21 protein-coding genes, 4 tRNA genes and 1 other annotated feature (1 of these 26 only partly in view) are annotated in these 24,114 nt (G+C 46.3%); of the genes, 13 read left to right on the top strand and 12 right to left on the bottom strand.

The window, feature by feature from the left end:
- Positions 1 to 47, top strand: a binding site (T-box leader); it begins 197 nt to the left of the window's first position.
- Between the two features lie 66 nt (positions 48 to 113).
- The 8 genes from tyrS (at position 114) to ACH2EM_RS08990 (ending at position 10,622) form a co-directional block, all read left to right on the top strand.
- A complete protein-coding gene (gene tyrS / locus ACH2EM_RS09025; RefSeq protein WP_395152041.1) occupies positions 114 to 1,340 on the top strand; it encodes a tyrosine--tRNA ligase in 1,227 nt (408 codons plus the stop codon).
- A 295-nt stretch (positions 1,341 to 1,635) separates the two neighbouring features.
- Positions 1,636 to 3,435, top strand: a complete 1,800-nt coding sequence (pepF, locus tag ACH2EM_RS09020; protein ID WP_395152039.1) for an oligoendopeptidase F — start codon at positions 1,636 to 1,638, stop codon at positions 3,433 to 3,435.
- A 150-nt stretch (positions 3,436 to 3,585) separates the two neighbouring features.
- Positions 3,586 to 5,484, top strand: a complete 1,899-nt coding sequence (locus ACH2EM_RS09015) for an ABC transporter substrate-binding protein (RefSeq protein WP_395152037.1) — start codon at positions 3,586 to 3,588, stop codon at positions 5,482 to 5,484.
- Between the two features lie 91 nt (positions 5,485 to 5,575).
- Positions 5,576 to 6,568 (top strand): ABC transporter permease, encoded by a 993-nt coding sequence (locus tag ACH2EM_RS09010; RefSeq protein WP_395152035.1) that lies wholly within the window; start codon positions 5,576 to 5,578, stop codon positions 6,566 to 6,568.
- 15 nt (positions 6,569 to 6,583) lie between these two features.
- Positions 6,584 to 8,407 carry an ABC transporter permease subunit gene (locus ACH2EM_RS09005; protein WP_395152033.1) on the top strand — a complete coding sequence of 608 codons (1,824 nt, stop codon included), beginning with the start codon at positions 6,584 to 6,586 and terminating at the stop codon, positions 8,405 to 8,407.
- Between the two features lie 8 nt (positions 8,408 to 8,415).
- A complete protein-coding gene (locus tag ACH2EM_RS09000) occupies positions 8,416 to 9,411 on the top strand; it encodes an ABC transporter ATP-binding protein (protein WP_395152031.1) in 996 nt (331 codons plus the stop codon).
- Entirely contained in the window at positions 9,401 to 10,414 is a 1,014-nt protein-coding gene (locus tag ACH2EM_RS08995) for an ABC transporter ATP-binding protein (protein WP_395152029.1), read from the top strand. Before ACH2EM_RS09000 ends, ACH2EM_RS08995 begins: the two co-directional genes overlap by 11 nt.
- 1 nt (position 10,415) lies before the next feature.
- Complete coding sequence (locus tag ACH2EM_RS08990) at positions 10,416 to 10,622, top strand: hypothetical protein (RefSeq protein ID WP_395152027.1); 207 nt, start codon at positions 10,416 to 10,418, stop codon at positions 10,620 to 10,622.
- 277 nt (positions 10,623 to 10,899) lie between these two features.
- Here the strand turns inward: ACH2EM_RS08990 and ACH2EM_RS08985 are convergent, their stop codons facing one another.
- The 5 genes from ACH2EM_RS08985 to asd are packed head-to-tail and all read right to left on the bottom strand — an operon-like array spanning position 10,900 to position 15,936.
- Complete coding sequence (locus ACH2EM_RS08985; RefSeq protein ID WP_395152025.1) at positions 10,900 to 11,856, bottom strand: pseudouridine synthase; 957 nt, start codon at positions 11,854 to 11,856, stop codon at positions 10,900 to 10,902.
- Between the two features lie 32 nt (positions 11,857 to 11,888).
- Complete coding sequence (locus ACH2EM_RS08980) at positions 11,889 to 13,094, bottom strand: CapA family protein (protein WP_395152023.1); 1,206 nt, start codon at positions 13,092 to 13,094, stop codon at positions 11,889 to 11,891.
- Positions 13,095 to 13,120: 26 nt separating this feature from the next.
- Complete coding sequence (gene dapB / locus ACH2EM_RS08975; protein WP_395152021.1) at positions 13,121 to 13,879, bottom strand: 4-hydroxy-tetrahydrodipicolinate reductase; 759 nt, start codon at positions 13,877 to 13,879, stop codon at positions 13,121 to 13,123.
- A gap of 57 nt (positions 13,880 to 13,936) precedes the next feature.
- Positions 13,937 to 14,824: a 4-hydroxy-tetrahydrodipicolinate synthase gene (gene dapA, locus ACH2EM_RS08970; RefSeq protein ID WP_395152019.1), complete on the bottom strand. Its 888-nt coding sequence runs from the start codon at positions 14,822 to 14,824 to the stop codon at positions 13,937 to 13,939.
- Positions 14,825 to 14,856: 32 nt separating this feature from the next.
- Entirely contained in the window at positions 14,857 to 15,936 is a 1,080-nt protein-coding gene (gene asd / locus ACH2EM_RS08965) for an aspartate-semialdehyde dehydrogenase (protein WP_395152017.1), read from the bottom strand.
- A gap of 317 nt (positions 15,937 to 16,253) precedes the next feature.
- Between asd and queA the strand changes: the two genes are divergently transcribed.
- The 5 genes from queA (at position 16,254) to ACH2EM_RS08940 (ending at position 20,254) form a co-directional block, all read left to right on the top strand.
- A complete protein-coding gene (gene queA / locus ACH2EM_RS08960) occupies positions 16,254 to 17,282 on the top strand; it encodes a tRNA preQ1(34) S-adenosylmethionine ribosyltransferase-isomerase QueA (protein WP_395152015.1) in 1,029 nt (342 codons plus the stop codon).
- A gap of 30 nt (positions 17,283 to 17,312) precedes the next feature.
- Positions 17,313 to 18,446, top strand: a complete 1,134-nt coding sequence (tgt, locus tag ACH2EM_RS08955; protein WP_395152013.1) for a tRNA guanosine(34) transglycosylase Tgt — start codon at positions 17,313 to 17,315, stop codon at positions 18,444 to 18,446.
- A 79-nt stretch (positions 18,447 to 18,525) separates the two neighbouring features.
- The gene (yajC, locus tag ACH2EM_RS08950; RefSeq protein ID WP_395152011.1) at positions 18,526 to 18,864 is read left to right on the top strand and encodes a preprotein translocase subunit YajC; all 339 of its coding nucleotides are present in this window, start codon (positions 18,526 to 18,528) and stop codon (positions 18,862 to 18,864) included.
- Positions 18,865 to 18,926: 62 nt separating this feature from the next.
- Positions 18,927 to 19,346, top strand: coding sequence for a TIGR04086 family membrane protein (locus tag ACH2EM_RS08945; RefSeq protein WP_395152009.1), 420 nt, complete (start codon positions 18,927 to 18,929; stop codon positions 19,344 to 19,346).
- A 176-nt stretch (positions 19,347 to 19,522) separates the two neighbouring features.
- A complete protein-coding gene (locus ACH2EM_RS08940) occupies positions 19,523 to 20,254 on the top strand; it encodes a hypothetical protein (RefSeq protein ID WP_395152007.1) in 732 nt (243 codons plus the stop codon).
- Position 20,255: 1 nt separating this feature from the next.
- On the opposite strand, the gene ACH2EM_RS08935 is transcribed toward ACH2EM_RS08940, so the two are convergent.
- The 7 genes from ACH2EM_RS08935 to ACH2EM_RS08905 form a co-directional block, all read right to left on the bottom strand.
- Complete coding sequence (locus ACH2EM_RS08935) at positions 20,256 to 21,386, bottom strand: tyrosine recombinase XerC (RefSeq protein WP_395152005.1); 1,131 nt, start codon at positions 21,384 to 21,386, stop codon at positions 20,256 to 20,258.
- Positions 21,387 to 21,688: 302 nt separating this feature from the next.
- Positions 21,689 to 23,089: a DNA repair protein RadA gene (radA, locus tag ACH2EM_RS08930; protein WP_395152003.1), complete on the bottom strand. Its 1,401-nt coding sequence runs from the start codon at positions 23,087 to 23,089 to the stop codon at positions 21,689 to 21,691.
- A 12-nt stretch (positions 23,090 to 23,101) separates the two neighbouring features.
- Positions 23,102 to 23,590: a deoxycytidylate deaminase gene (locus ACH2EM_RS08925; protein WP_395152001.1), complete on the bottom strand. Its 489-nt coding sequence runs from the start codon at positions 23,588 to 23,590 to the stop codon at positions 23,102 to 23,104.
- A gap of 151 nt (positions 23,591 to 23,741) precedes the next feature.
- Positions 23,742 to 23,816 (bottom strand) — tRNA-Cys (locus ACH2EM_RS08920).
- A 6-nt stretch (positions 23,817 to 23,822) separates the two neighbouring features.
- Positions 23,823 to 23,898 (bottom strand) — tRNA-Gly (locus ACH2EM_RS08915).
- A gap of 6 nt (positions 23,899 to 23,904) precedes the next feature.
- A tRNA-Phe gene (locus ACH2EM_RS08910) sits at positions 23,905 to 23,980 on the bottom strand.
- Positions 23,981 to 23,987: 7 nt separating this feature from the next.
- A tRNA-Asp gene (locus tag ACH2EM_RS08905) sits at positions 23,988 to 24,064 on the bottom strand.
- Positions 24,065 to 24,114 lie beyond the last annotated feature (50 nt).

The following is a 24,114-nucleotide window of genomic DNA, read 5'->3' as shown; positions in this document are numbered from 1 at the left end:
GAAAAAGCAGGTAAACAGAGGTGGTACCGCGATGATTCGCCCTCTGCCAATCCGTTGGCAGAGGGCTTTTTTTGCCTTTTGCCCAAACATTAACACAGAAGGAGACTCTGCACATGACTTTGTATGATGAGCTGGTTGCCCGTGGCCTTGTTGCTCAGGTAACCGACGAAGAGGAAATCAAGGATCTGATTAACAATGGTAAGGCAACCTTTTACATTGGCTTTGACCCCACCGCGGACTCTTTGCATGTGGGCCATTTTATGGCGTTGAACCTGATGCGCAGAATGCAGCGTGCAGGCAACCGTCCCATTGCGTTGATTGGTGGCGGCACTGCCATGATTGGTGACCCCTCTGGGCGTACCGATATGCGTACTATGATGACCGAAGAAACCATTGCCCACAACTGTGAATGCTTTAAACAGCAGATGAGTAAATTCATCGACTTTTCCGAAGGCAAAGCGCTGATGGTGAACAACGCTGACTGGCTGATGAAGCTGAACTATGTGGAATTGTTGCGGGAAGTTGGCGCTTGTTTTTCGGTTAATAATATGCTCCGGGCCGAGTGCTACAAGCAACGCATGGAAAAGGGCCTGTCCTTTTTGGAATTCAACTACATGATTATGCAGTCTTACGACTTCTATCATATGTTCCAGAACCTGGATTGCTGCCTGCAATGCGGCGGCGATGACCAGTGGTCTAATATGCTGGGAGGCACCGAGCTGATTCGTAAAAAGCTGGGTAAGAATGCCTATGCTATGACCATCACCTTGCTTCTTACCTCTGAGGGCAAGAAGATGGGTAAAACCCAGAAGGGTGCTGTTTGGCTGGATCCCAACAAAACTTCTCCCTACGAGTTCTACCAATACTGGCGTAACATTGACGACGCCGATGTCCTAAAGTGCCTGCGTATGCTTACCGATGTATCGCTGGAAGAAATTGACCAGATGGAAACTTGGCAGGGCAGTGAGTTGAATAAAGCAAAAGAGTTGCTGGCTTACGAACTTACCAAGCTGGTGCACAACCAGGAGGAAGCCGATAAAGCACAGCAAACTGCTCGGGGCTTGTTTAGTGGTACTGTAGACACAGCCAATATGCCCAGCACTCAGCTGAGCCATGAGCAGCTTGTCGAGGGTAAAATTGGCATTCTGGACTTGTTGGTGGCTTGCAAACTGGCCCCCAGTAAGCGAGAAGCTCGCCAGTTGATTCAGCAGGGAGGCATTCTGCTGGACGGCGAAAAGGTAACCGACCAGCTTTTGGCTGTTACCAGTGAACAACTGACCGATGGCGTGGTTATTAAAAAAGGCAAGAAAATTTACCACCGTGCCACTTTGGACGCATAAGAACACCCTTTAACCTCATGAAAAAGGAGCAGTATTCCAGAGATAAACTGCACCTTGACTGCGGAATAGTATACGACACTATCCAAGGTCAATGTGCAGTTCGATGGAGATACTGCTCCTTTTATTTATAGAATAGATAAGAATAGCCTGCAAAAAATCGTCGCAGCATCGGGCGGCAGCATTTAGCGGGACTCTATAATTCTATGCTTCAAAGTTCATAATTTGTTCATAATTAAAGGGGTGCATTGTGTTATGCTGATAAAGTATTACAACGAAAAGGAGCGTGCTATCTATAATGAACACTCGTCCCGTTGGACCTCGCAGTGAGGCCGATCCCCGGTTTACCTGGGCTCTTTCCGATTTATATTCAAACGATGAAGCATGGCAGAAAGATTTTGACCGTCTTCAGGAAATGGTGCAGTCCTTTGGTGCATTTGCTGGCACTTTGGGGCAGAAGGCCGATGCGTTGCTCGGCTTTTTGCAAGCGCAGGATGATATGGAAAAGGTAGCCAATGTGGTGTTTTCCTATTCTTTCCGTAAAGCCGACCAAGATACCCGGGATGCAGCAAGCCAGGCGCTGAGGCAGAAATCCCAGGATCTTTGGGTACAAATCAACCAAGCTCTTTCCTTTGCAACTCCTGAAATTTTGGCCATTCCGGACGAAACTATGGAGAAGTTCTACCGTGAGCAGCCTAAATTGGAGCAATACCGGCTGGCCTTGACCCGCATCATGCGAAAAAAGGCCCATACGCTTTCGCCGGAAATGGAGCAGCTTCTTTCTGCTGCCGGCCAAATCAGCCAAACTCCTTCCAGCATTTTTAGTATGTTTGATAGTGCAGATGTAACTTTCCCAGACGCAGTGGACAGTCAGGGAAACAAGCACCCTGTAACGCATGGTACTTTTATCTCCTTGCTGGAATCCGATGACCGCAGTCTTCGAAAATCTGCTTTTGAATCTGTTTACGGAGTGTATGGCCGTTTTTCAAACACCCTTGCAGCCATGCTCAATGGGCAGATGAAGCAGCTGCAATTCTATGCGGATTGCCGAAAATATCCTTCTGCTTTGCATGCGGCCTTGGACAAAACTGAGGTACCGGTGGAGATTTATCATAATTTGATTGAAACTGTGCATGCCCACCTGCCTTCCATGCATCGGTATGTGCGTCTTCGCAAAAAGGCTTTGGGTGTAGATAAGCTTCACTACTATGATTTGTACAATCCCATTGTTGCCGATCAGGCTCAAATCATTGATTACGAGCAGGCCAAGCAGATTTCTTTTAAGGCCCTGGCTCCTCTGGGACAGGACTATCTGAATCTGCTGAAGGAAGGCTACGACAATCGTTGGATTGATGTGTACGAAAACATCGGAAAGCGCAGCGGTGCTTATTCTGCCGGGGTTTATGGAAGCCATCCGTTCGTACTTATGAACTATACCGATACCTTGTCGGATGCATTTACACTTGTGCATGAAATGGGGCATGCACTCCATTCTTGCCTCACAAATCGCACCCAGCCAGTGACCTATGCAGACTATGTCATTTTTGTTGCAGAGGTGGCTTCCACCTGCAACGAATCTCTTATGATGCAGTATTTGCTGCAAAACACCACCGATTCTGGCCAGCGTGCTTATCTGGTAAACCATTTTATCAATAAGTTCCGCAGCACTCTTTACCGTCAAACGATGTTTGCTGAATTTGAGCTTTGGTGTAGTGAGCAGGTACGATTGGGTAATGCACTTACTGCAAAAGCCATCTGCGAAAAATACGCACAGCTGAACCACCTGTACTACGGTGAGGATATCGTTGCAGATCCGGAAATTGCCATGGAATGGGCCAGAATCCCGCACTTTTATCGAAACTTCTATGTATACCAATACGCAACTGGTTTTTCTTGTGCTATTGCCCTGTCCCAGCGGATTTTAAAGGAAGGGGAGAGCGCTGTTCGAGATTACCTGAACTTCCTCAGCAGCGGTTGCTGCCAGGACCCTGTTTCACTGCTGAAGGGGGCCGGTGTGGATATTTCTACTCCAAAGCCCATCGAAGATGCGCTTGAACTGTTCGATGAATTGATTGATGAATTGGAGCGCTCCATTTAAATTTTTAATATTTTATCAAATAAAAGCGATAAACCTCTTGCGCTTTATCGGATTATCTGATAAAATTACAACATTCTTTCACATTTAGCTTTTAAGATGCGGTAGCTCTTGTGAAGGAGTACATAATTCAGAAAGGGGTATGAAACAAGAATGAAAATCAAAAAAGTTCTCGCACTTCTTATGGCGGGTATGCTGGCTGTTTCTGCTGCGGCCTGTGGCCAGAGCGGCGCTGTTACCAACAACAGCAGTGCTTCTGGTGCATCCAGCGATTCCACTGCACAGACGGTTGTCAGCGAGCGTCCCACCACTCCGACTGGCCAGCTGGTCATCGGCTCTACAACAGATTTGGAGGCTGACTTTTACGACACCAGCTTCAACAACTCTGCAACCAACTACAAAATGTATAGCCTGATCCACGGTCTCGGCGCTGTGACCCAGACTAAGGAAGGCGACTTCACTTACAACCCCACTGTGGTAAAGAGCCACGAGGAAGTGGAGAATGCAGACGGTACTAAAACCTACACCGTTACCATCAACGATGGTCTGGTGTGGAGCGATGGTACCCCCATCACCGCTAAGGACTATGTGTTCGCAGTTCTGCTGGAAAGCAGCCCTGAAATGGCTTCTTTGGATGGCTATCCCTCTCAGGCTGGTTACTCCTATGTAGGCTACGATGAGTTCCTGGCAGGCGAGACCAAGGCATTTGCCGGTGTACATCTGGTAGATGACATGACCTACTCTGTTACCGTTAAGGCAGAGGAGCTGCCCTACCACTACGATATCCTGAACGCAGGCCTGGCACCTCGGCCCATGTTTGTAATCGCTCCCGAGTGTGATGTGGAAGACACCGAAAACGGCGCTACCATCACCGGCGATTTCACTGCCGAGCTGCTGCAGAAGACCATCAACGATCCCACCACTGGTTACCGTTACAACCCCACTGTGGTTTGCGGTCCCTACCTGTTTGAGTCCTACGACGCTAACAGCCGTCAGGGTACCTTCGTGGTGAACCCCAACTACGCTGGCGATTACCGCGGTGTAAAGCCCGTAATCGAGAAAATCATCATCAAGACTGTTAAGTCTGACACCATGATGAACGAGCTGGCAGCTGGTTCCGTAGACCTGCTGTTCCAGACCAGCGGCGCTGACACCATCAATGTGGGCCTGGATCTGGTTGAAGAAGGCAAAGCCGCCAAGAACAGCTTCTTCCGTAACGGTTACGGCAAGGTTCAGTTCGATTGCAGCCAGTTCCCCACCGATTCTGCCAGCGTTCGTCAGGCTATTGCATACTGCCTGGATCGCAATGAGTTTGTTCGTCAGTACAGCGGCGGCTATGCCTCTGTTGTAAACAGCTGGTACGGTCTGGCTCAGTGGGAGTACACCGAGTCCAAGACTTGGCTGGCCGAGAATCTGAACAACTACGAGAAGAATATCGAGACCGCCAAGGAGCTTCTGGCTGCTGATGGCTGGAACAAGAACGCAGATGGTTCTGACTACTCCGGCACCGGTACTCGCTACAAAGAGGTAGATGGCGAACTGAAGCCCCTGGTAATTGAGTGGGCAAACTCCGAAGGCAACCCTGTTTCCGAGCTGTTGGCCACCATGCTGCCCGAAGCAATGAAGGAGGCCGGCATGGAGCTGAAGCCCACCACCATGGACTTCCCCACCTTGCTGAACGCCATCAAGCACAAGAGCGACAAGGTGTACAATATGTACAACCTGGCTACCGGCTTTGCTGCTGCATCCTCTCCCTGGTATGCTTTCAGCAGCGATCCTGCTTGGATGACCGGCGGTTTCAACACCAACTACATTGCTGACGAGCAACTGTCCACCATTGCTACCAATATGAAGGCAATTCCCTTCGAAGATAAGGAAGCCTGGCTGGAAAGCTGGCAGCAGCTGATCAAGCGTTGGAACGAACTGATGCCCGATGTGCCCCTGTACTCCGATGAGTACTACGATTTCTTCAGCACCAAGCTTCAGGGCTGGGAAAGCAATGCAATTTGGGATTGGTCCTCCGCTGTGCTGGACGCCTGGGTTGTAGAGTAATGGTATAAAACCAAATAGGCGGAATCCCTGCATTAAAGATGGGGTTCCGCCATTTTTGGGTATTTAAAATAAAGAAATGGAGGTAACAAAAATGGGTAAAGCACAGTACCTTTTAAAACGATTACTCTACATCATTTTTGTGTTTTTTATCATTTCCATCATCATGTTTTTCATCTATAAGATGATGCCCGGTGACCCCGTAGAGCTGATGATTGGAGACAGCAAAGCCAACATGAAGCCGGATGCGTATCAGGCGCTATACGACCGTACAGCGGCAATGTTGAATCTGGATAAACCGTTGCCCTTCCAATACACCAGTTGGATTACCAATATGCTCACCGGTCAGTTCGGCTACTCGATTCAGTACAAGAAGCCTGTCATCCAGGTAATTGGTACTCCCATGAGCAACACTGTACTGCTCAACCTCTTTTCCATGATTGTGGTATTTAGCATTGCCATTCCCTTGGGAATTATCACTGCTGTACGCAAAAATGGCTGGTTCGATAAAACGGTACAGGTTTTGACCATTGTAGGTTACAGCATTCCCAGTTTTATTATTGCACTGCTTGCAATTTTTTTGTTTGCAGTAAAAATTCCAATCTTTCCTATCAGTGGCGTAAAGACTGCTGGTCTGGATGCCACAGGAATACAGGCAGTTTTGGACAAGGTCTGGCACATGGCTTTGCCGGTGCTGGTTATGTCCGTTTCCGGTATTGGCGGCATCACTCGTTATGTGCGTGCAGCCATGATTGATGTACTTCGCATGGACTACATTAAAACTGCCCGGGCCAAAGGTTTGACCGAAAAGGTAGTTATTTACATCCATGCATTCCGCAATGCGATGATTCCCATTGTTACCATTACCACCTGGTGGATTATTGGTTTGTTTGGCGGTTCTCTGGTAATTGAGTCCGTGTTCTTGTGGCCTGGTTTGGGCAAAATGCTCATCGACGGCCTGATGACGCGTGACTTCGCACTGGTGCTCACCATTCAGATGTTTTATGTAATTCTTTCTTTGGTAGGAAATGTAATCATGGATATTGCCTACACCTTGGTGGATCCTCGTGTCCGCCTGGAAAACTAAAAAGGAGGAGCAACAATGGCGAATCAAAAAAAGAGGCCCGAAAAGCGCAAACGCTCCACGGCTCAGATGAGTGCTCAGCGTGTGCTGCTGGGTGGTTTACCGCAAGAAGAAGACGATTTGCAGCAAAGCCCGCTGCAAATGGTCATGCATAGCTTTTGGAAGGATAAAATTGCCATTGCAGGTGTGGTGTGCTTTACTTTTATCTTTGTTTGCTGCATCATCCTGCCGGTATTCTTTCCCATCGACCGCTATTACCAAGATGTAACCCAAGCCAATGTGGCACCGGGTTTTAATATGCTTTCCGTGCCAAATGCACTGAAAAACAATGCCGAGATGATTTCTGTGGGCAGCACATTCTCTGTTGGTATTGATAAAAACGGAAATGTATACGAGTGGGGCACTTTTCCCACCGACAAACTTAAAAAAATCCCCAGTTCTTCTGAGATGGGTAAGTTGACCCAAGTTTCTGCTGGCCTGGACCATGTGCTGGCTGCGAACGAAAACGGACAGGTGATTACCTGGGGCAACGACCGCATGGGTCTTGCCACCATCCCCATGGAACTGCGCACAGGAGGGGAGAGCATAAAGCAGATTTATGCTGGCTATCAGATTTCTCTGGCTCTCACCGAAAGTGGCACCATGTACAACTGGGGCAGCGACTATCTGTTGAACATCATCTATCCGGAGGGTGTTCAGGGTCATATTAAAAAATTTGCAGCATCCACCAACATTGTTATGGTACTGACCGACAAAGGGGAAGTGGTGCCTTTAACAAAGACCGTTTCTGCTTACACTGCCATTCCTGAAGAAATTCAAGGTAAAGTGGTGGACTTCGCCCTCACCGACGAATCTGCAGCAGCTGTTACCGAGGATGGAAAAGTGTATACCTGGGGTAACAATATAAAGAAAACTCTAGAAGTTCCCGAAGAAATTCAGGGTCAAGTGGCCAGCATTTCCGGCGGCCGCTATCATTTCTCCGTCATCCTGAAGGATGGTACCCTGGCTGCTTGGGGCGACAATACGCAAGGCCAAACCTCTGTCCCCAATGTGAACGGCCAAAAGATTACCCGGCTGGATAGTGGATATTATGGCAACTATGCCATTACCGAGAATGGTACTGTAAAGGCATGGGGCCTTAAAGGTTATCTCATGGGCACCGATGGTTTGGGCCGTGATGTATTCCGCCGTCTGCTGCTGGGTGGCCGAATGACCATGACAGTAGGTGCTATCTCGGTTATCATCTCTGCCGCAATCGGTATTACCGTTGGTGGTATTTCTGGCTATAAGGGTGGTAAAGTAGATAACCTTCTGATGCGTTTGGCAGAGGTTGTATCCTCCATTCCGTTCCTGCCTTTTTGCATTATTCTATCCAGTATTTTAGGCAACAGTATCAGCGAATTACAGCGAATTATCTTGATCATGTGTATTTTGGGTCTGCTGTCCTGGCCTGGCATTGCCCGCCTGGTACGCGGCAGCGTGCTGGCAGAGCGTGAGCAGGAATTTGTAACCGCAGCCAAGGCGCTGGGCGTCAAGGAGTTCGGTATTATCTTCCGTCACATCCTGCCCAACATTATCACGGTAATCATCGTAAACGCTACCCTCGACTTTGCAACCTGTATGCTCACCGAATCCTCCCTTTCCTTTATTGGTTTTGGTGTCAGCGAACCCAATGCCACCTGGGGCAATATGCTTACTGGCTCCCAGAATGGTCAGGTAATCGAAAACTACTGGTGGAGATGGGTATTCCCCGCACTGGTACTGGGTATCTGCACCATTAGCATCAACTGCATTGGTGACGGTCTGCGGGAAGCAATCGATCCCAAATCAAAAGAGAGGTGAGTGGCAGTATGAGTTTGCTCGAGGTAAAAAATCTTCATACATTCTTTAACACCAAAAAAGGCATTGTAAAAGCCGTGAATGATGTGACCTACAGCCTGGAAGCAGGCAAGACCCTGGGCATTGTAGGTGAAAGCGGAAGCGGCAAAAGCGTTTCTGCCATGAGCATTATTAAGTTGCTGGATGGCAACGGATATATCGACAGTGGTGAAATTACCTTTAATGGAAAAGATATCCGCAATTGCTCCATGAAAGAGATGCATCATATCCGAGGCAACGAAATTTCTGTAATTTTCCAGGAGCCCATGACCTCCCTTAATCCGGTGTTTACTATTGAGCATCAAATCGGTGAGGTTCTGCGCATCCACCAGAATATGAACAAGAAGCAGGCGAGAGAGCGGGTAATTTCTTTGCTGTCAGATGTGAAAATTCCCAATCCGGAACGCATTGCAAAGCAATTTCCGTTTCAGTTGTCTGGCGGTATGCGTCAGCGTATTATGATTGCCATGGCTCTTGCCTGCAAACCCAAACTTCTGATTGCAGACGAGCCCACCACGGCGCTGGATGTTACGATTCAGGCTCAAATTCTGAAGCTGATGAACGATTTGAAGCACCAGACTGGCACCTCCATTCTGTTCATCACTCATGATTTGGGTGTTATTCATGAAATGGCAGATGATGTGGCGGTTATGTACTGCGGCCAAATTGTAGAAAAAGCGGATGCCAAAACGATTTTCCGCCACCCAGCTTATTCTCACCCTTACACCGAGGGGCTGATGACTTCCATTCCTCGACTGAGCACTCCTCGTGGTCAGCGTCTGGATGCTATCCCTGGTGCTGTGCCTAACCCCTTGTATCTGCCTGAAGGCTGCAAATTTGCACCTCGCTGCAAATACTGCACAGAAAAATGCAAAACCCAGGAACCGGAATTAGTAGAGGTAGAACCGGGGCACCTGATTCGGTGCTTCTACGCAGAAAAGGCGGTGCGAAACAACCATGCAGAATGAAAATCAAAAGGTATTGCTGGAAATCAAGGATGTGAAGCAATATTTTCCTATCAAAAAGACAAAGTTCTTTGAAGAACAGCGGTATGTGCGTGCCAATGATGGTATCAGCATCGATATCTACGAAGGAGAGACTCTGGGCCTGGTAGGCGAATCCGGCTGTGGTAAATCCACCTTCGGACGCACCGTGTTGCAGCTTTACCCTCAAACCCATGGTGACATCGTTTACTATAAGGACGGGAAGGCAATTAATCTGAAGGAGCAATCTGCCGAGGATATGCGCCTTCTTCGCAAAGATCTCCAGTTGATTTTCCAGGATCCGTACTCCTCGCTGAATCCTCGTATGACTGTGGGCCAAATCATCAGCGAAGGACTGGTTTCTCACGGGCTGTTCAAGCGCAATGATCCTGCCTTGCAGGAATATGTGTACGAAATCATGGAAAAGTGTGGCTTGGCTCGTTACATGTACGGCCGCTACCCCCATCAGTTCTCCGGTGGTCAGCGTCAGCGTATTGGTATTGCCCGTAGCTTGGCATTGAAACCTCGTTTTGTGGTTTGTGACGAAGCAGTTTCTGCCCTGGATGTATCCATTCAGTCTCAGATTCTGAACCTGCTTTCCGATTTGAAAGAGCAGGAGAATCTGACCTACCTGTTTATCACGCATGATTTGAGTGTAGTAAAATACATCAGCGATCGCATCGGTGTTATGTATTTGGGTAACATGATGGAGTTGGCCGGTTCCGATGAATTGTTTGCCAACACGCTGCACCCCTACACAGAAGCACTGCTTTCTGCAATTCCTACCACCGAGGAACAACCAGAGCGGGAACGCATTATTCTGGAAGGCGATATTCCCAGCCCGGTGAACCCGCCTTCTGGCTGCAAATTCCATACTCGCTGCCGTTATTGCCAAGATAAGTGCAAAACCGAAGAACCAGAATGGAGAGATATGGGCAACAACCACTATGTCTGCTGCCATTTCCCCCTGAACAACAAGAAGGGATAACATGTTTTTTCATAAAAAAATCAATCGTGTTGTAAACCTAAAAAAAGCCGAACAGCATCTGGAAGAAGAACTGGATGATGTGGAACTGGAAAAAGGGGACCGCTTGGCCATGACTCTTGCCGGGCTGATTGTGTTTCTTCCCATTACATTAGGAATTATGGCGCTTATGTGTTTAGCGCTCTATCTGGTGTTTTTTCGCTTTTTTTAACCGGAATATCCAGGTATAACCCGAAAGGGCATTATTCTGGATTGCGCAGCCGTTAGAATTTTTTGTTTCGCACCCCAATTTCATACCCAAAACAAAAGCCATTGGAAAATATTCCAATGGCTTTTGTTATATGCTATCAAGTTAAAGTTGCCTGTTTTGGGGTATCAACCTAAAAATCTATCCTTGTTGGGATGGATGGATTCTTTGCGCTCAGAGAACCAATAAATCGCCTTCAAAGATGGATAATATTGTTAAGCACCCAACTGTATGGGGGATTTTAATGCAAGGTACCATCCAATACCTGTTGTACCCACCAGGGTTTTTCCACGGTAAAGGTTTTTCCGCTTAATCCGGCCAATTCTTTTGACTCCAAGGCAGGGAAGGTGAGTTTCCAAGCACAAAGAGCCTGATATTTGATTTTCAGTTCCCTGTTAACAGTATTATTGCCATACTTGCTATCGCCTAAAACAGGACAGCGGATACTGGCCATATGTGCCCGTATCTGATGGGTACGCCCTGTAATCAGGTTTACTTCCAGTAGCGCAAGGCGACCGCTTGTATGAATGGTTTTGTAATGCGTTTCCACTGATTTTGCACCAGTTCCTGCTGTGGTGGCGATGTATACCTTGCCTTGTTGAGCGTCCTTATAGAGATATCCGTTCAGAACGGCTTGTGGGGGATTGGGTCGACCAAAGGTCACACAAAGATATTGTTTTTTCAGACGATGCTCTCGAATCAATTTTAGCAACTGTTGTTCGGCAGCTGCGGTTTTTGCAATTATTACAAGGCCGCTGGTGCCAGTGTCCAATCGATGGCATAAGGCAGGAGTATCATCTGTGTCAGGGTTCCATTTATTCTGAAGATATAAGTAGCGCTGAGCCCGATGAATCAGAGTGTCCGCCGTACTATCATCCGCCACGGGTACTCCAGCCGGTTTGTTTACCAGTAATACAAATTCATCCTCATAAATGGGGGTGATTGAATACGAAGTCTGCAAAAACAGAGGCTGCTGCTTTTGTTCATTGCAGCCATACAACATTTCATCCAGTAAAAACAGCTTAATTTCATCTCCGGCGCCAACCCTTGTGGAAAGAGGCTGCTTTTTTCCGTTTACCTTAATCTTGTTTTGACGCAATGCTTTATTCAGTGTTCCAAGGTTTAGGGTGGGGAACTGCTCCATTAGATATTTATCCAGACGCATTGGTTTGTTGTTGCTAGGGTGCAATGATTTCATGAATAGAGCTCCAGTTCTGTTGAGAAATATACTTACGATTGCAATGTTTGCTGTAAAAATTCCGAGGAAATACTCTCATCCAACACGGATTGAATGTATTCCAAACTAAAACCAGGGAAATTAGCCGTTACTCCATGTGATTTCGCCAATTCCTGGGTATAGTCGCTCAGCAGATACAGTCGGATATTGGCATAATCAGAATCGTAATGGTTGATGACGGGAACCAAAATGGGGTTCAGCAACTTTACCTGAATGTCGCCGGATGGATGGGTGGTTTTTTCCATTGTAATGGTAAGAACGGAACCAATCATGGTATCTGCGGAGGACTGAGCATTTAAAAAATTGCCCAGGGAGTATGCCACAAAGGCAGTTCGTCCATCTGCCGCTGTGAGCCATTGTGCATCCTGCACTACATGCGGATGTGTACCAATAATCAAATCCGCTCCCCAATCAGCCAGCTGTTGTGCAAGAACTTGCTGATCAGTAGTTACTTGATGACTACCTTCTACCCCCCAATGAACGCTTACTACTACCACATCGGCCTGATTTCTGGCCAGCTGAATTTGCTTCTGAATCCGTTCGGTTTCGCTTGTGTAAATCAGTTCAGCAGGGGCACCATCCGGAGTGGGAATTCCGTTGGTGTATTGTGTGTAGCCCAGGTAGGCGATGGTGATTCCGTTTACTGTTTGTAGGGGTATTTTACTATCTCCATCCGGAATATTTACCAGGCCACATGTTACCACATCTGATGGCATTGCCTGCCAGAAAGCCAGGGTGTCAACCAACCCCTGCTTTCCTTTGTCGTAAGTATGATTGTTGGAGAGGTTAAACACTCGAAATCCCACATCATAAAGGGTACGCCCCATATCTCCCGGTGTGGAAAAACAGGGGTAACTGCTGGGAGAGAGGGTATCGGTAACCAATGTTTCCTGGTTAATCCAATTCACATCAAACTTTTCGTAAAAAGGGAGTAGATTCTGATAACAATAGGAAAAATCATACCCTTCTTTACCTTGCAGCTCTGCACGCTTTTTCGCTTGTTTGTAAATCCCGTCATGAATCAGATTATCGCCTGTTGCGGAAAATCTGACCGTCTCTACTATGGGTCCAGGAGTGGGTGTAGGGATAGAGGAAGCAGCAGGGAAATCCTTTTGACCAGAGCAACCGCCCAATATGCCCACAACACAAACAGCAACTGCAGCCCAACCAAGAATGCGTACAAAAGCGGATAATTTCATTGAGCATTACCTCCAAACAAATACAATCACAGCAGGGAACGCATCAAATCCTTCATATCATAAAGCCCAGCGGTGCGGCTTGCCACAAAAACTGCTGCATTGATGGCCCCGTTGGCAAATACTGCCCGAGACCCAGCACTGTGAGACAGAGTAATGACCTCATCTGGGCCACAGAACAAAATATCGTGGTCTCCTACGATACTACCTCCTCGCACTGCATGGAGACCGATTTCATGTACATCTCGCTTTTGACGCACATCGTGGCGGTCGTATACATAATGGTAAGAGTGGGAAGCAGCTTTGTTGATTTCATCAGCAAGCAGGAGAGCTGTTCCACTAGGAGCATCTACTTTATTGTGATGGTGCTTTTCGATGATTTCAATATCATAATCTAAGCCCAGTGCCTGAACAGCCTTTTGAGCCAGTTCTGCCAGCAAATTTATACCCATGGACATATTGGCACTTTTAAAAACAGGAATCGTCTGTGAGACAGATTGAATCAAACGCTCACATTCGTCATCCAAACCAGTGGTACACACCACACAGGCCATTTTGTGGGCCTGACAGTAGCGAAGGGCCGCACTGGTAGCTTGGGGAGTGGAAAAATCAATCACCACATCGGCCTCTACATTTAATTCCTCCAAGCTGGCTGCTACAGGAATAGCCCCGCTTTTGGAGGTAATATCCACACCTCCCACAACTTTGCAGTCATTGCGCCGCTCAATCAAATCGCACAGTACCTTGCCCATACGGCCATTGATTCCTTGGATGATAATATTCGTCATTTTTTGCTCTCCTTTCAAAAAACTACCCGGCACATTGCTGTGTCGGGTAGTTTGGTTTTACAATAAACCAGCGTTACGCAAGGCCCGGCGGATTTTTTCCTGATTTTGTTCGGAAGGTTCCACCAAGGGCAAACGGCAGGCACCGGCGCTCCACCCCAACAGATTCATGGCAATCTTAACAGGGCTGGGATTCACATCACAGAACATAGCATTGCACAGTTCCAGCAGTTGCAACTGCATAGTGCAGCTTTCCTGTGTTTTTCCGTCCCACCACAGCCGGCAGAGCTGATGCATCTGAGCCGGAGCCACATTAGCCACAACCGAGATAACACCCTGGCCACCTAAAGACAGCAGGGGAACTACCTGGTCGTCGTTTCCAGAATAGAGAGGAAGCTCCTGCCCGCAAAGCGCAGCAATTTCTGCTACCTGAGAGATATTTCCGCTGGCTTCCTTCAAACCGCAAATCCAAGGATTTTTACTTAATTCCAAAGCAGTTTGGGGATTGATGTTTACACCGGTACGGGAAGGTACATTGTAAATAATAGCCGGCATCTGCACAGAATCCACAATAGCGGTAAAACTTTTTATAAGACCTTCCTGGCTTGTTTTATTGTAATAGGGGGTAACAAGAAGCAGGGCATCGGCACCACGCTCTTTGGCTTCTTTAGACATCATAATGGCGTGAGCTGTGTTATTGGAACCAGTACCTGCGATAACAGGAATACGGCCTGCCACTACTTTAACCACTCGAGAAATACATTCCAGATGTTCAGCATCCTCCAAAGTGGCAGATTCTCCTGTTGTTCCACACACCACAATTGCATCGGTGCCGCTTTCCACATGAAACTCAGCCAATCTTTCCAATTCTTCAAAGTTTACAGTTCCGTCCCCCTGCATGGGGGTAATGAGTGCCACGGCACTACCTGTGAAAATTAGCTTTTTCATGTTGATCATACTCCTTGTTGGGTTTGCGAATTTTAGTCAAAATATCCCTGTGCAGCTAAAAGCTCTGCCAGCAGCACAGCTCCGCCAGCTGCACCGCGCAGCGTATTGTGAGAAAGGCACACGAATTTATAGTCATACTGGCTGTCTTCCCGCAGTCGGCCCACCGAAATTGCCATACCATTTTCCAGATTGCGATCCAGTTTTGCCTGAGGGCGATCTGCTTCCTGGAAATAGTGAATAAATTGTTTGGGTGCACTGGGGAGATTCAGCCGCTGTGCTTCTCCTTGGAACTCTGTCCAGCGCTGCAAAATCTGTTCTTTGCTGGGCTTGTTCTTAAAGCGCACAAACACGGCAGCCATATGCCCATCCGAAACAGGCACACGCAGACACTGTGCAGTGATAGCAGGAGAGGTGGCATGCTGAATAGAATCCTCCGCTACCTGGCCCCACAGCTTGAGGGGTTCCTGCTCACTCTTTTCCTCCTCGCCGCCAATGTAAGGGATACAGTTATCCACCATTTCGGGCCAAGTCTCAAAGGTTTTACCAGCGCCGGAAATTGCCTGATAGGTGCAAACCAGTACATCTTCCAAGCCAAACTCCTCACGCAAAGGATGCAGTGCAGGTACATAGCTTTGCAGAGAGCAATTGGACTTGACTGCAACAAAGCCACGCTTAGTGCCCAATCGATTGCGCTGTGCCTGGATGATTTTAGTATGCTCTGCATTAATCTCAGGAACTACCATAGGAACATCCGGGGTAAAACGATGAGCGCTGTTGTTGGAAACCACCGGACACTCCGCTTTAGCGTAGGCGGTTTCCAGCGCTTTGATTTCCTCTTTATTCATATCCACTGCACAGAACACAAAATCCACACAAGCAGCTACTTCCTCTACACAGGAAGCGTCCTTTACAACCAGTGTTTTTGCCTGTTCCGGCATGGGAGTTTTCATCATCCAACGCTGGCCTACTGCCTCTTCATATGTTTTCCCGGCGGAACGGGGAGAGGCTGCCACCGCACAGAGTTCAAACCAGGGATGCTGCTCCAGCAGGGAAACGAATCTTTGACCTACCATACCAGTGGCACCAACCACGCCTACTCGATACTTCTTCATGACCGCAATCATCCTTTCTAAGACCTATACCCCCTTCAAGCGGGGGATATCCTGCATCAAATCGGCAAATATGGAAAACTAGCTTGAAAACCAACTTGTTATGCCATATAATAAACTAGATTGCATCTGTTTTTTTTATGCCGTTTTATCCTTGTGCGGAAGCAGCGTTCCAATCCCTTTCGTACGGCTGCATAAGGCTTATAATGAAAGGGATAAAGATGCACTAAAACTCCTGGCAAGTTGTAGCAATGCAGTTTACTAAACTATACCATTTGCCGGGTAGTAATGTCAATGTAAAGTGAGACGATCTTGATTCTATGCGTAAGAAAGATTTTTGGTTTGATTTGCCTCAGGAACTGATTGCCCAGCAACCCTGTTTACCCCGCGACGCCGCTCGTTTGATGTGTCTTCACCGGGAGAGCGACGCCATTGAACATCGGACATTCCGCGATTTGATTGATTTGTTGGAAGAAGGGGATTTGCTGGTAGTCAACAACTCCAAAGTTCTGCCTGCCCGCCTAATTGGTTCCAAGGAACATACTGGTGCAGTATGCGAACTACTTCTGCTTCGCCAGGAAAGCCAGGACATCTGGGAATGCCTTGCTAAGCCTGGCAAACGGTTGAAGCCAGGTATGCGTATTCTGTTTGGGGATGGAACCCTTGTTGCAACTATTCTGGAAACCAAGGAAGATGGAAACAAACGGGTAGAATTTCAATATGATACCCAAACACTATACGAAAAATTAGATTCCTTCGGTAAAATGCCCCTTCCTCCATATATCACAGAACAACTGGAAGATCAAAGCCAGTACCAAACTGTTTATGCGAAGGAGCTTGGCAGTGCCGCAGCTCCCACAGCAGGCCTTCATTTCACACCCGAATTAATGGACAGGCTTCAGCAAAAGGGAATACAAATTGCAGAAGTAACCTTGCATGTTGGCCTGGGAACTTTTCGGCCGGTGAAAGAAGATGAAATTACCGATCATTTGATGCATTCTGAATGGTATAGCATTAGTGAGGAAACTGCCGGCAAAATCAATGCAACTAAAAAGGCAGGGCATCGAGTTATTGCTGTGGGAACCACCAGTTGCCGTACGCTGGAATCCGTCGCAGCCAAATACGGCGAAATTCGCCCTTGCAGTGGTGATACCAGTATCTTTTTGTATCCCGGAAAGGAATTCCGCTGCTTGGATGGCTTGATTACCAATTTCCACTTACCCGAAAGTACTCTGATCATGCTGGTCAGTGCATTCTATGGCTACGAGCGTACCATGAAGGCCTATCGGATTGCTGTACAGGAAAAGTACCGCTTTTTCAGTTTTGGTGACGCCATGCTGATCCTCTGATTGTAAGACTATGAAAAAGGAAGGTGTTTTATGCCTTATCGCTTGATTAAAAAAGAAAATAGTGCCCGGCGGGGCGAGTTTGAAACTGTCCACGGAACTGTGCAAACACCCGCATTTATGAATGTTGCTACTGCGGCAGCCATCAAAGGTGGTCTTTCTGCATTTGATCTAGAAGATATCCGCTGTCAGGTCATGTTGTGCAACACCTACCATCTGCACCTGCGCCCTGGTGACAAGTTGGTTGCCGAAATGGGCGGTTTACACAAGTTTACTGGTTGGAAAGGCCCCATTCTAACCGACAGCGGCGGATTTCAGGTGTTCAGCTTATCCAAATTGCGTAAAATCAGTGAAGAAGGCGTAACCTTTAACTCTCACCTGGATGGGCATAAAATCTTTATGGGACCCGAAGAAAGTATGCAGATTCAGGCCAATCTTGGCTCTACAATTGCCATGGCCTTTGATGAGTGTGTGGAGAACCCGGCGGATCATAACTACTCCAAAGCTAGCTGTGACCGTACCGTCCGATGGCTGAAACGCTGCAAAACCGAGTTGGATCGGCTGAAATCCGAAGGAAAAGCCATTAACCCTGACCAAATGCTGTTTGGTATCAATCAGGGTTGCACCTACGAGGATTTGCGGGTGGAGCACATGAAGCAGATTCGAGAGTTGGACTTGGATGGTTATGCCATCGGCGGTTTGGCCGTGGGCGAACCTGCTGAGGATATGTATCGAGTTATCAGTGCGGTAGAGCCCCATATGCCAGCAGACAAAATTCGCTATTTGATGGGTGTAGGCACACCAGGGAATATTATCGAGGCCGTTTCTCGCGGTGTTGATTTGTTCGATTGTGTTATGCCGAGCCGAAACGCCCGCCATGGTCACCTGAATACCTGGAGCGGTGTCATTAATATTAAAAATCTAAAGTATCAGAAGGACGAAGGACCTATTGATGCAGAGTGTGATTGCCCGGTATGCCGGAATTTCAGTCGTTCTTATCTTCGCCATCTGTTTAAAGCCGACGAAATGCTGGGTATGCGACTGGGTGTTATGCATAACCTGTACTTCTACAATCGTCTGATGGAGCGCATTCGCAATGCTTTGGATGAAGGTACTTTCCAGGAGTTCCACGATCGTTATGTAACCTTACTGGATACTCGTATTTAACCTATTGCATCCCAGTGAAAAATCCAGTATACTTACTTAATAATGAATATTTAATACACCGAGAGGAGTTTATTGTATCATGTTTGTTAATTTCCTGAGCACCTCTACCGATGTAGCTGCCATTGGTTCTACTTTCGGCCCCTTAGTAATGCTTGCCGTAATGTTTCTGTTTATGTGGCTGTTTGTATACCGTCCCCAAAAGAAACAGCAGCAAAAGGAAACTGAGATGCGTAACTCTTTGGAGATTGGCGATGAGGTAACCACCATTGGCGGTATTATTGGCCGTGTTGTTGCCATCAAGGAGGATACCTTTGTTTTGGAAACCGGCAGTGACCGTACCAAAATTCGTTTTCGCCGCGCTGCTATTCAGTCTATCGAAAAATTGAACCTGGATTCTTCTGCTGCTAGCCAGAAATAAATAAGAATAGATAGAGCACCTTTCTGCATACCATACAACAAGGCAGGGAGGTGCTTTATTTTATGGAAATGAAACAATACAAACAACAACGCGCAAATAACACCCATCAGCTTGCAGTTTGCATTTTATGGGCGGGCGCACTAGGAATTCTGATAACTTTTTTGTTGCTGCTGGCTGCCGCCTGGATGTTTACCAGGGCCAGACTTCCAATGTGGTCGTACATACCGATTGCAGTTTCGGCAGTGTGTGTTGGAAGTTTCTTCAGCGGTTATATTGTGGCAAACAGGGTGAAGAAAAATGGTCTTTTCTGCGGCTTGTGCTGCGGCATTGTTTTTTTTGTAATTTATCTGATTGCCTCTTTGCTGACAGGGGATTTTGATTATACAGCACTGTTAGGAATTAAGCTTGTAAGTTATAGTTTAGCCGGAAGTTTAGGCGGCCTAATAGGAGTTGCCACTGCGCAAAAAAAGAGACGCATCTAAAAAATGAATCACTTTGCAACGCAGACAAAAGCCCCCTGATGTATTCATTTTCATACATCAGGGGGCTTACTTTAAGTAGCTAAACTAGTGCAACACAATTTAATATTTCTGAAACTGGTCATCTTTTTTAGATTTGCGCATAAAGATAGTAATAAATTAAAGGAGGTAAAATTCAAATGTGGACTTACCGTACTTATAAAAAAACGGTTTCATCTGAAGTTTCAGCACAAGGCCATTCTCCCGATTGCTTTACTGCTTCATCATCCAACACACAAAACAAATCATCGGATGTTTCAACATTCCGGAAGCCTTTTGCAGCCAGTCAAACAGAAGCTTTTAGCAAATCTACCTGGTTTTATGGAAGCCTATTTTACCTGATAGGGCTTTTTATGGGAGGGTTTTTGGCTTCAACCTGCTCAGATTGGTGGTCTTTATACCCTGAGCGCCAGTTAGAATCTTTTTTGAGTCAGATTTCCAACAATCAGTATCTAGCCATTTATGGAGCATACTTCTTGAGCATCTGGATTCATTTGACCATTATATACTGTTTAGCACATTGGACCAATGGCGCATTGCTTCTTTGGCCGGCATTAATATTGCGTGGAGTTGGAATCGGATTATTTTATGCAGCCTCTTATCAACATTTCACTCTGTTGAAGGGATTGCTATTTCAGAGTGCTATTTTTATTTTACCGGAAACCATTTCCATTGGCTTAATTCTATGGGTAGGTATTCCGGCATGGAATCTCTCTCAAACTCTCCATGCTCTCTGTCATCAAAAAGCTATTTCCCGCTTATCTCACTGGAGAAAATTACTTATTACTCGATATAGAACTGCCTCAATCACAGCATTTCTGCCTTGTGTCATTCGACTGCTTGGTGCTTTTGTGATTCATATGTTCTTGTAAATCACGAATTTTCTGGAATTAAGTCCTCCGGCAAAGTTCCTTGCGCCTGACCAGCCTCTTGGGAGGAATGGTCGGAAGTTGACTGCTGTAAAGGCTGCTCATCTCGCCAGGATTCTGCCGGTTTCTTTTGAAATTCCATTTTGGAAAGCGGTGTAGAACTAGCAGCTTTTCGCAATTTTTCGGTATTGATATGGGTATAAATTTCTGTTGTGGATACATGCTCGTGGCCCAGAATTTCCTTTAATTCCAACATATCCACATTGCCGTGTCGATACATCAAGGTTGCTGCTGTATGGCGAAGTTTATGGGGTGAGTAGCCTTTTCCAGAAAGATCAGCGGTTTTTAAGCACTGTTCTACAATCTGTTCCACGCGTCTGGTTCCAATTCGCTTACCTGTGCGCCGGGAGACAAAGAGCGCCTGTGTATCTTTTAAATTAGGTAGTTTTGCACGGGCATCACAATATTGCTGCAAAGCATGAATGCAAGATTGGTTTAGATATACCAGGCGCTCTTTGTTGCCTTTACCAATAATTCTGATTGTGTCCTCCTTAAAATCTGTCAAGTTAATTCCTACCAACTCCACCAAACGCATACCGCAATTTAAAAACAGGGTAATGATGCAGTAATCTCTCTCATAGAAATCTGTTTGAATATTTTTTAACAATTCAATACTTTCTTCCAAAGAAAGATATTTAGGCAGTGCGCGTTTTGTGGTAGGAACAGACACATCTTTAGAGGGGTCATTCTCCAGTCGATTTGATTTGATTGTTAGATAACGAAAAAAACTCTTGATGCTGCTTAGTTTGCGAGCTCTGGCAGCAGGCTCATTGCCACGGGCGTTTTTAAGAAAATACAGATATTCGTAAATTTCGTTTTTAGAAATCGAACCAATAAAGTCAAGATTTAAACTCCGAATATCAATGTCATCAAAGGCAATCGAAGAATCACATAGACGGCGGTATTGAACCATGAAACGAAAAAAAGTGCGCAAATCAATATAATAGGCATTTATGGTTCGCGGAGATCGGTTCAAGATAGCTCCCATATAATTTAAAAAATCCCGAACATCCAGTGGAATGTCATCATAAGGTGCATGCTTGCCAGGTTCTAGTGGATTAATATAAGTACTCATAAAGTTCTCCAACAAAAAAATAAGCTAAACAACAAAAAGAATATTAAAAATCACATCATGCAATTATATAATACGAAAACTAACAGCAAACTCGCAGAAGCGCAAAAATTACGAAAAGCTGAAAAAAGACGGAAAGAGGTCATTTTCGCTTCCCTATATTTCGCTAAATTTTCATTTAGCGAAATAGTATAGCGGATAATTCCCGCTTCCCGCCCCTTCAATTTTGGCCAGTTCTGAATCAGGTTCTATGTTTAATCTATGCGCAACTGAAAATGGAATTTTTCTGCATTTTGAATTCACCATTATTTAATGGCCTGAATTGCGTCACGAATATAATTCACACCCACAAGTTCTAAACCCTCAAAATCTTTCACATCAATGTGGCGCAAACCGTTGCTTGGCACTATAGCTTTTGTAAATCCAATGCGCTGAGCCTCTCGCAACCGATTTTCCAAAAATGTCACATTACGGATTTCTCCTGCAAGACCAACCTCGCCAATGGCTACTGTCTTATCTCCAATCGGTTTATCCATTAACGCAGACGCCATTGCCAGGCACACTGCTAAATCACAGGCTGTTTCGTCCAAATCTAATCCACCGACAATGTTAATGTATACATCAAGATTGCCAAAAAAATAACCGGCTCTTTTTTCCAGCACTGCCAAAAGCAAATTAGTGCGATTAAAATCAAAACCACTGGCAGCTCGTCTGGGTGTACCGAAACCACTTTTGGTAACCAGTGCCTGAACTTCACTTAAAATTGGACGAGTTCCTTCCATAGTACATGCTACACAGTTTCCACTGATTCCAAGCGGGCGCCCATCCAACAGCATTTGAGATGGATTTTCGATTTCTGCCAGCCCTGTTCCTGTCATATCGAACATTCCAATTTCATTGGTAGAGCCATATCGATTTTTTACGCCTCTCAGTACCCTATATGGCAAAGTTTTGTCACCTTCAAAGTAAAGCACAGTATCCACGATATGTTCCATTACTTTGGGACCGGCTATAGCGCCATCCTTGTTTACATGACCTACGATGAAAGTCGGAATTTCACAACTTTTGGCCACGGCAAGTAATCTAGCCGAACACTCTTTTACCTGAGAAACACTTCCTGCAGAAGATGTAATATCTCCGCAATGCATGGTTTGAATGGAATCGATTACCACCAAGTCAGGGCGCATCTGGGTAATTAATGTACAGATGTCATCGATTTCAGTTTCGGCAATGAGACTGATATTATCTTGGTTTACCTGCAACCGGTTGGCCCTCAATTTAATCTGACGAGTAGACTCCTCCCCAGTTACATACAATACATGGTGCTTTCCAGAAATAGCACCACACAACTGCAACAGCAGCGTGGATTTACCCGCTCCTGGCTCGCCGCCTAGCAAAATTACACTGCCTACTACAACGCCGCCACCAAGAACCCGGTCCAGTTCCGTTATACCAGTGACAATACGACTTTTTTCTTCATCTGTACTGATATCGGTCAGCTTGCTTGCTTGTATAGTTAAAGTTCTGTTTACCTGAGATGCCTGTGTAACCTTGCGCACAGAAGAAAGTGATTTTGGCTCTGCCATCACCACATCTTCAGTCATGGTATTCCATTCGCCACAGGATGGGCAGCGCCCCATCCATCTGGGTGAAGTTTCACCGCAGCTGGAACATACATAAATTGTTTTTAATTTTCCTTCTTTCATTATGAATTCCTCTTAGTAGCCAAAAATTCCTTCCAAAGACTCATCATCCAAAACCCAGTCCTGAACCTGAATTATACGGTAATCATTTTTAGTATCCCGTATGTACACTCGCTCTATTCCCGCATTAATAATCATGCGTTTACACATGGAACAACTATTTGCTTTTTCCACATAATCGCCTGTTCCCATATCGATGCCCACTAGGTAAATCTCGCTGCCTAACATCTTATCCCGCGGTGCACTGATAATTGCATTCGCTTCGGCATGAACACTGCGGCACACTTCATAGCGTTCTCCGCGAGGGATATTCAGTTTTTGCCGAATGCACACATTCAGGTCGGTGCAATTTTTTCGACCACGCGGTGCACCAACATATCCGGTAGAAATGACTTCATCATTTTTTACAATAACAGCACCATAATTGCGGCGCAGGCAGGTGCCACGCTGCAAAACCATTTCAGCAAGATCCAAATAATAATTAACTTTATCTCTACGATGCATAATCGATATCTCCTATTTGTTTTGATTAATTTCTGTTATATTATAGCACAAGTTTAAACTAGGCTTATAGATCTACTTATTTACAAACCAATTGTACTACAAAAAAATCCCGGATAACAGGCTTAACCTGAAATCCGGGATTTTAAATAATTGGAGGTGCTGATCAGATTTGAACTGATGAATGAAGGTTTTGCAGACCTTTGCCTTACCACTTGGCCACAGCACCAAAAAATGGAGCGGCTTACGAGGATCGAACTCGCTACCTCCACCTTGGCAAGGTGGCGCTCTACCAGATGAGCTAAAGCCGCACAGTTTGGTGCCTCCGATCGGAATCGAACCAATGACACGGGGATTTTCAGTCCCCTGCTCTACCAACTGAGCTACAGAGGCAAAAAAATGGCGACCCGGATGGGGCTCGAACCCACGACCTCTAGCGTGACAGGCTAGCGTTCTAACCAACTGAACTACCGGGCCACATGGTGGAAGTTACAGGGCTCGAACCTGTGACCCTCTGCTTGTAAGGC

It is taken from the genome of uncultured Allofournierella sp. (genome assembly GCA_944382705.1).
GTDB lineage: Bacteria > Bacillota > Clostridia > Oscillospirales > Ruminococcaceae > Allofournierella.
This window is presented reverse-complemented; position numbering and strand designations above follow the sequence as displayed.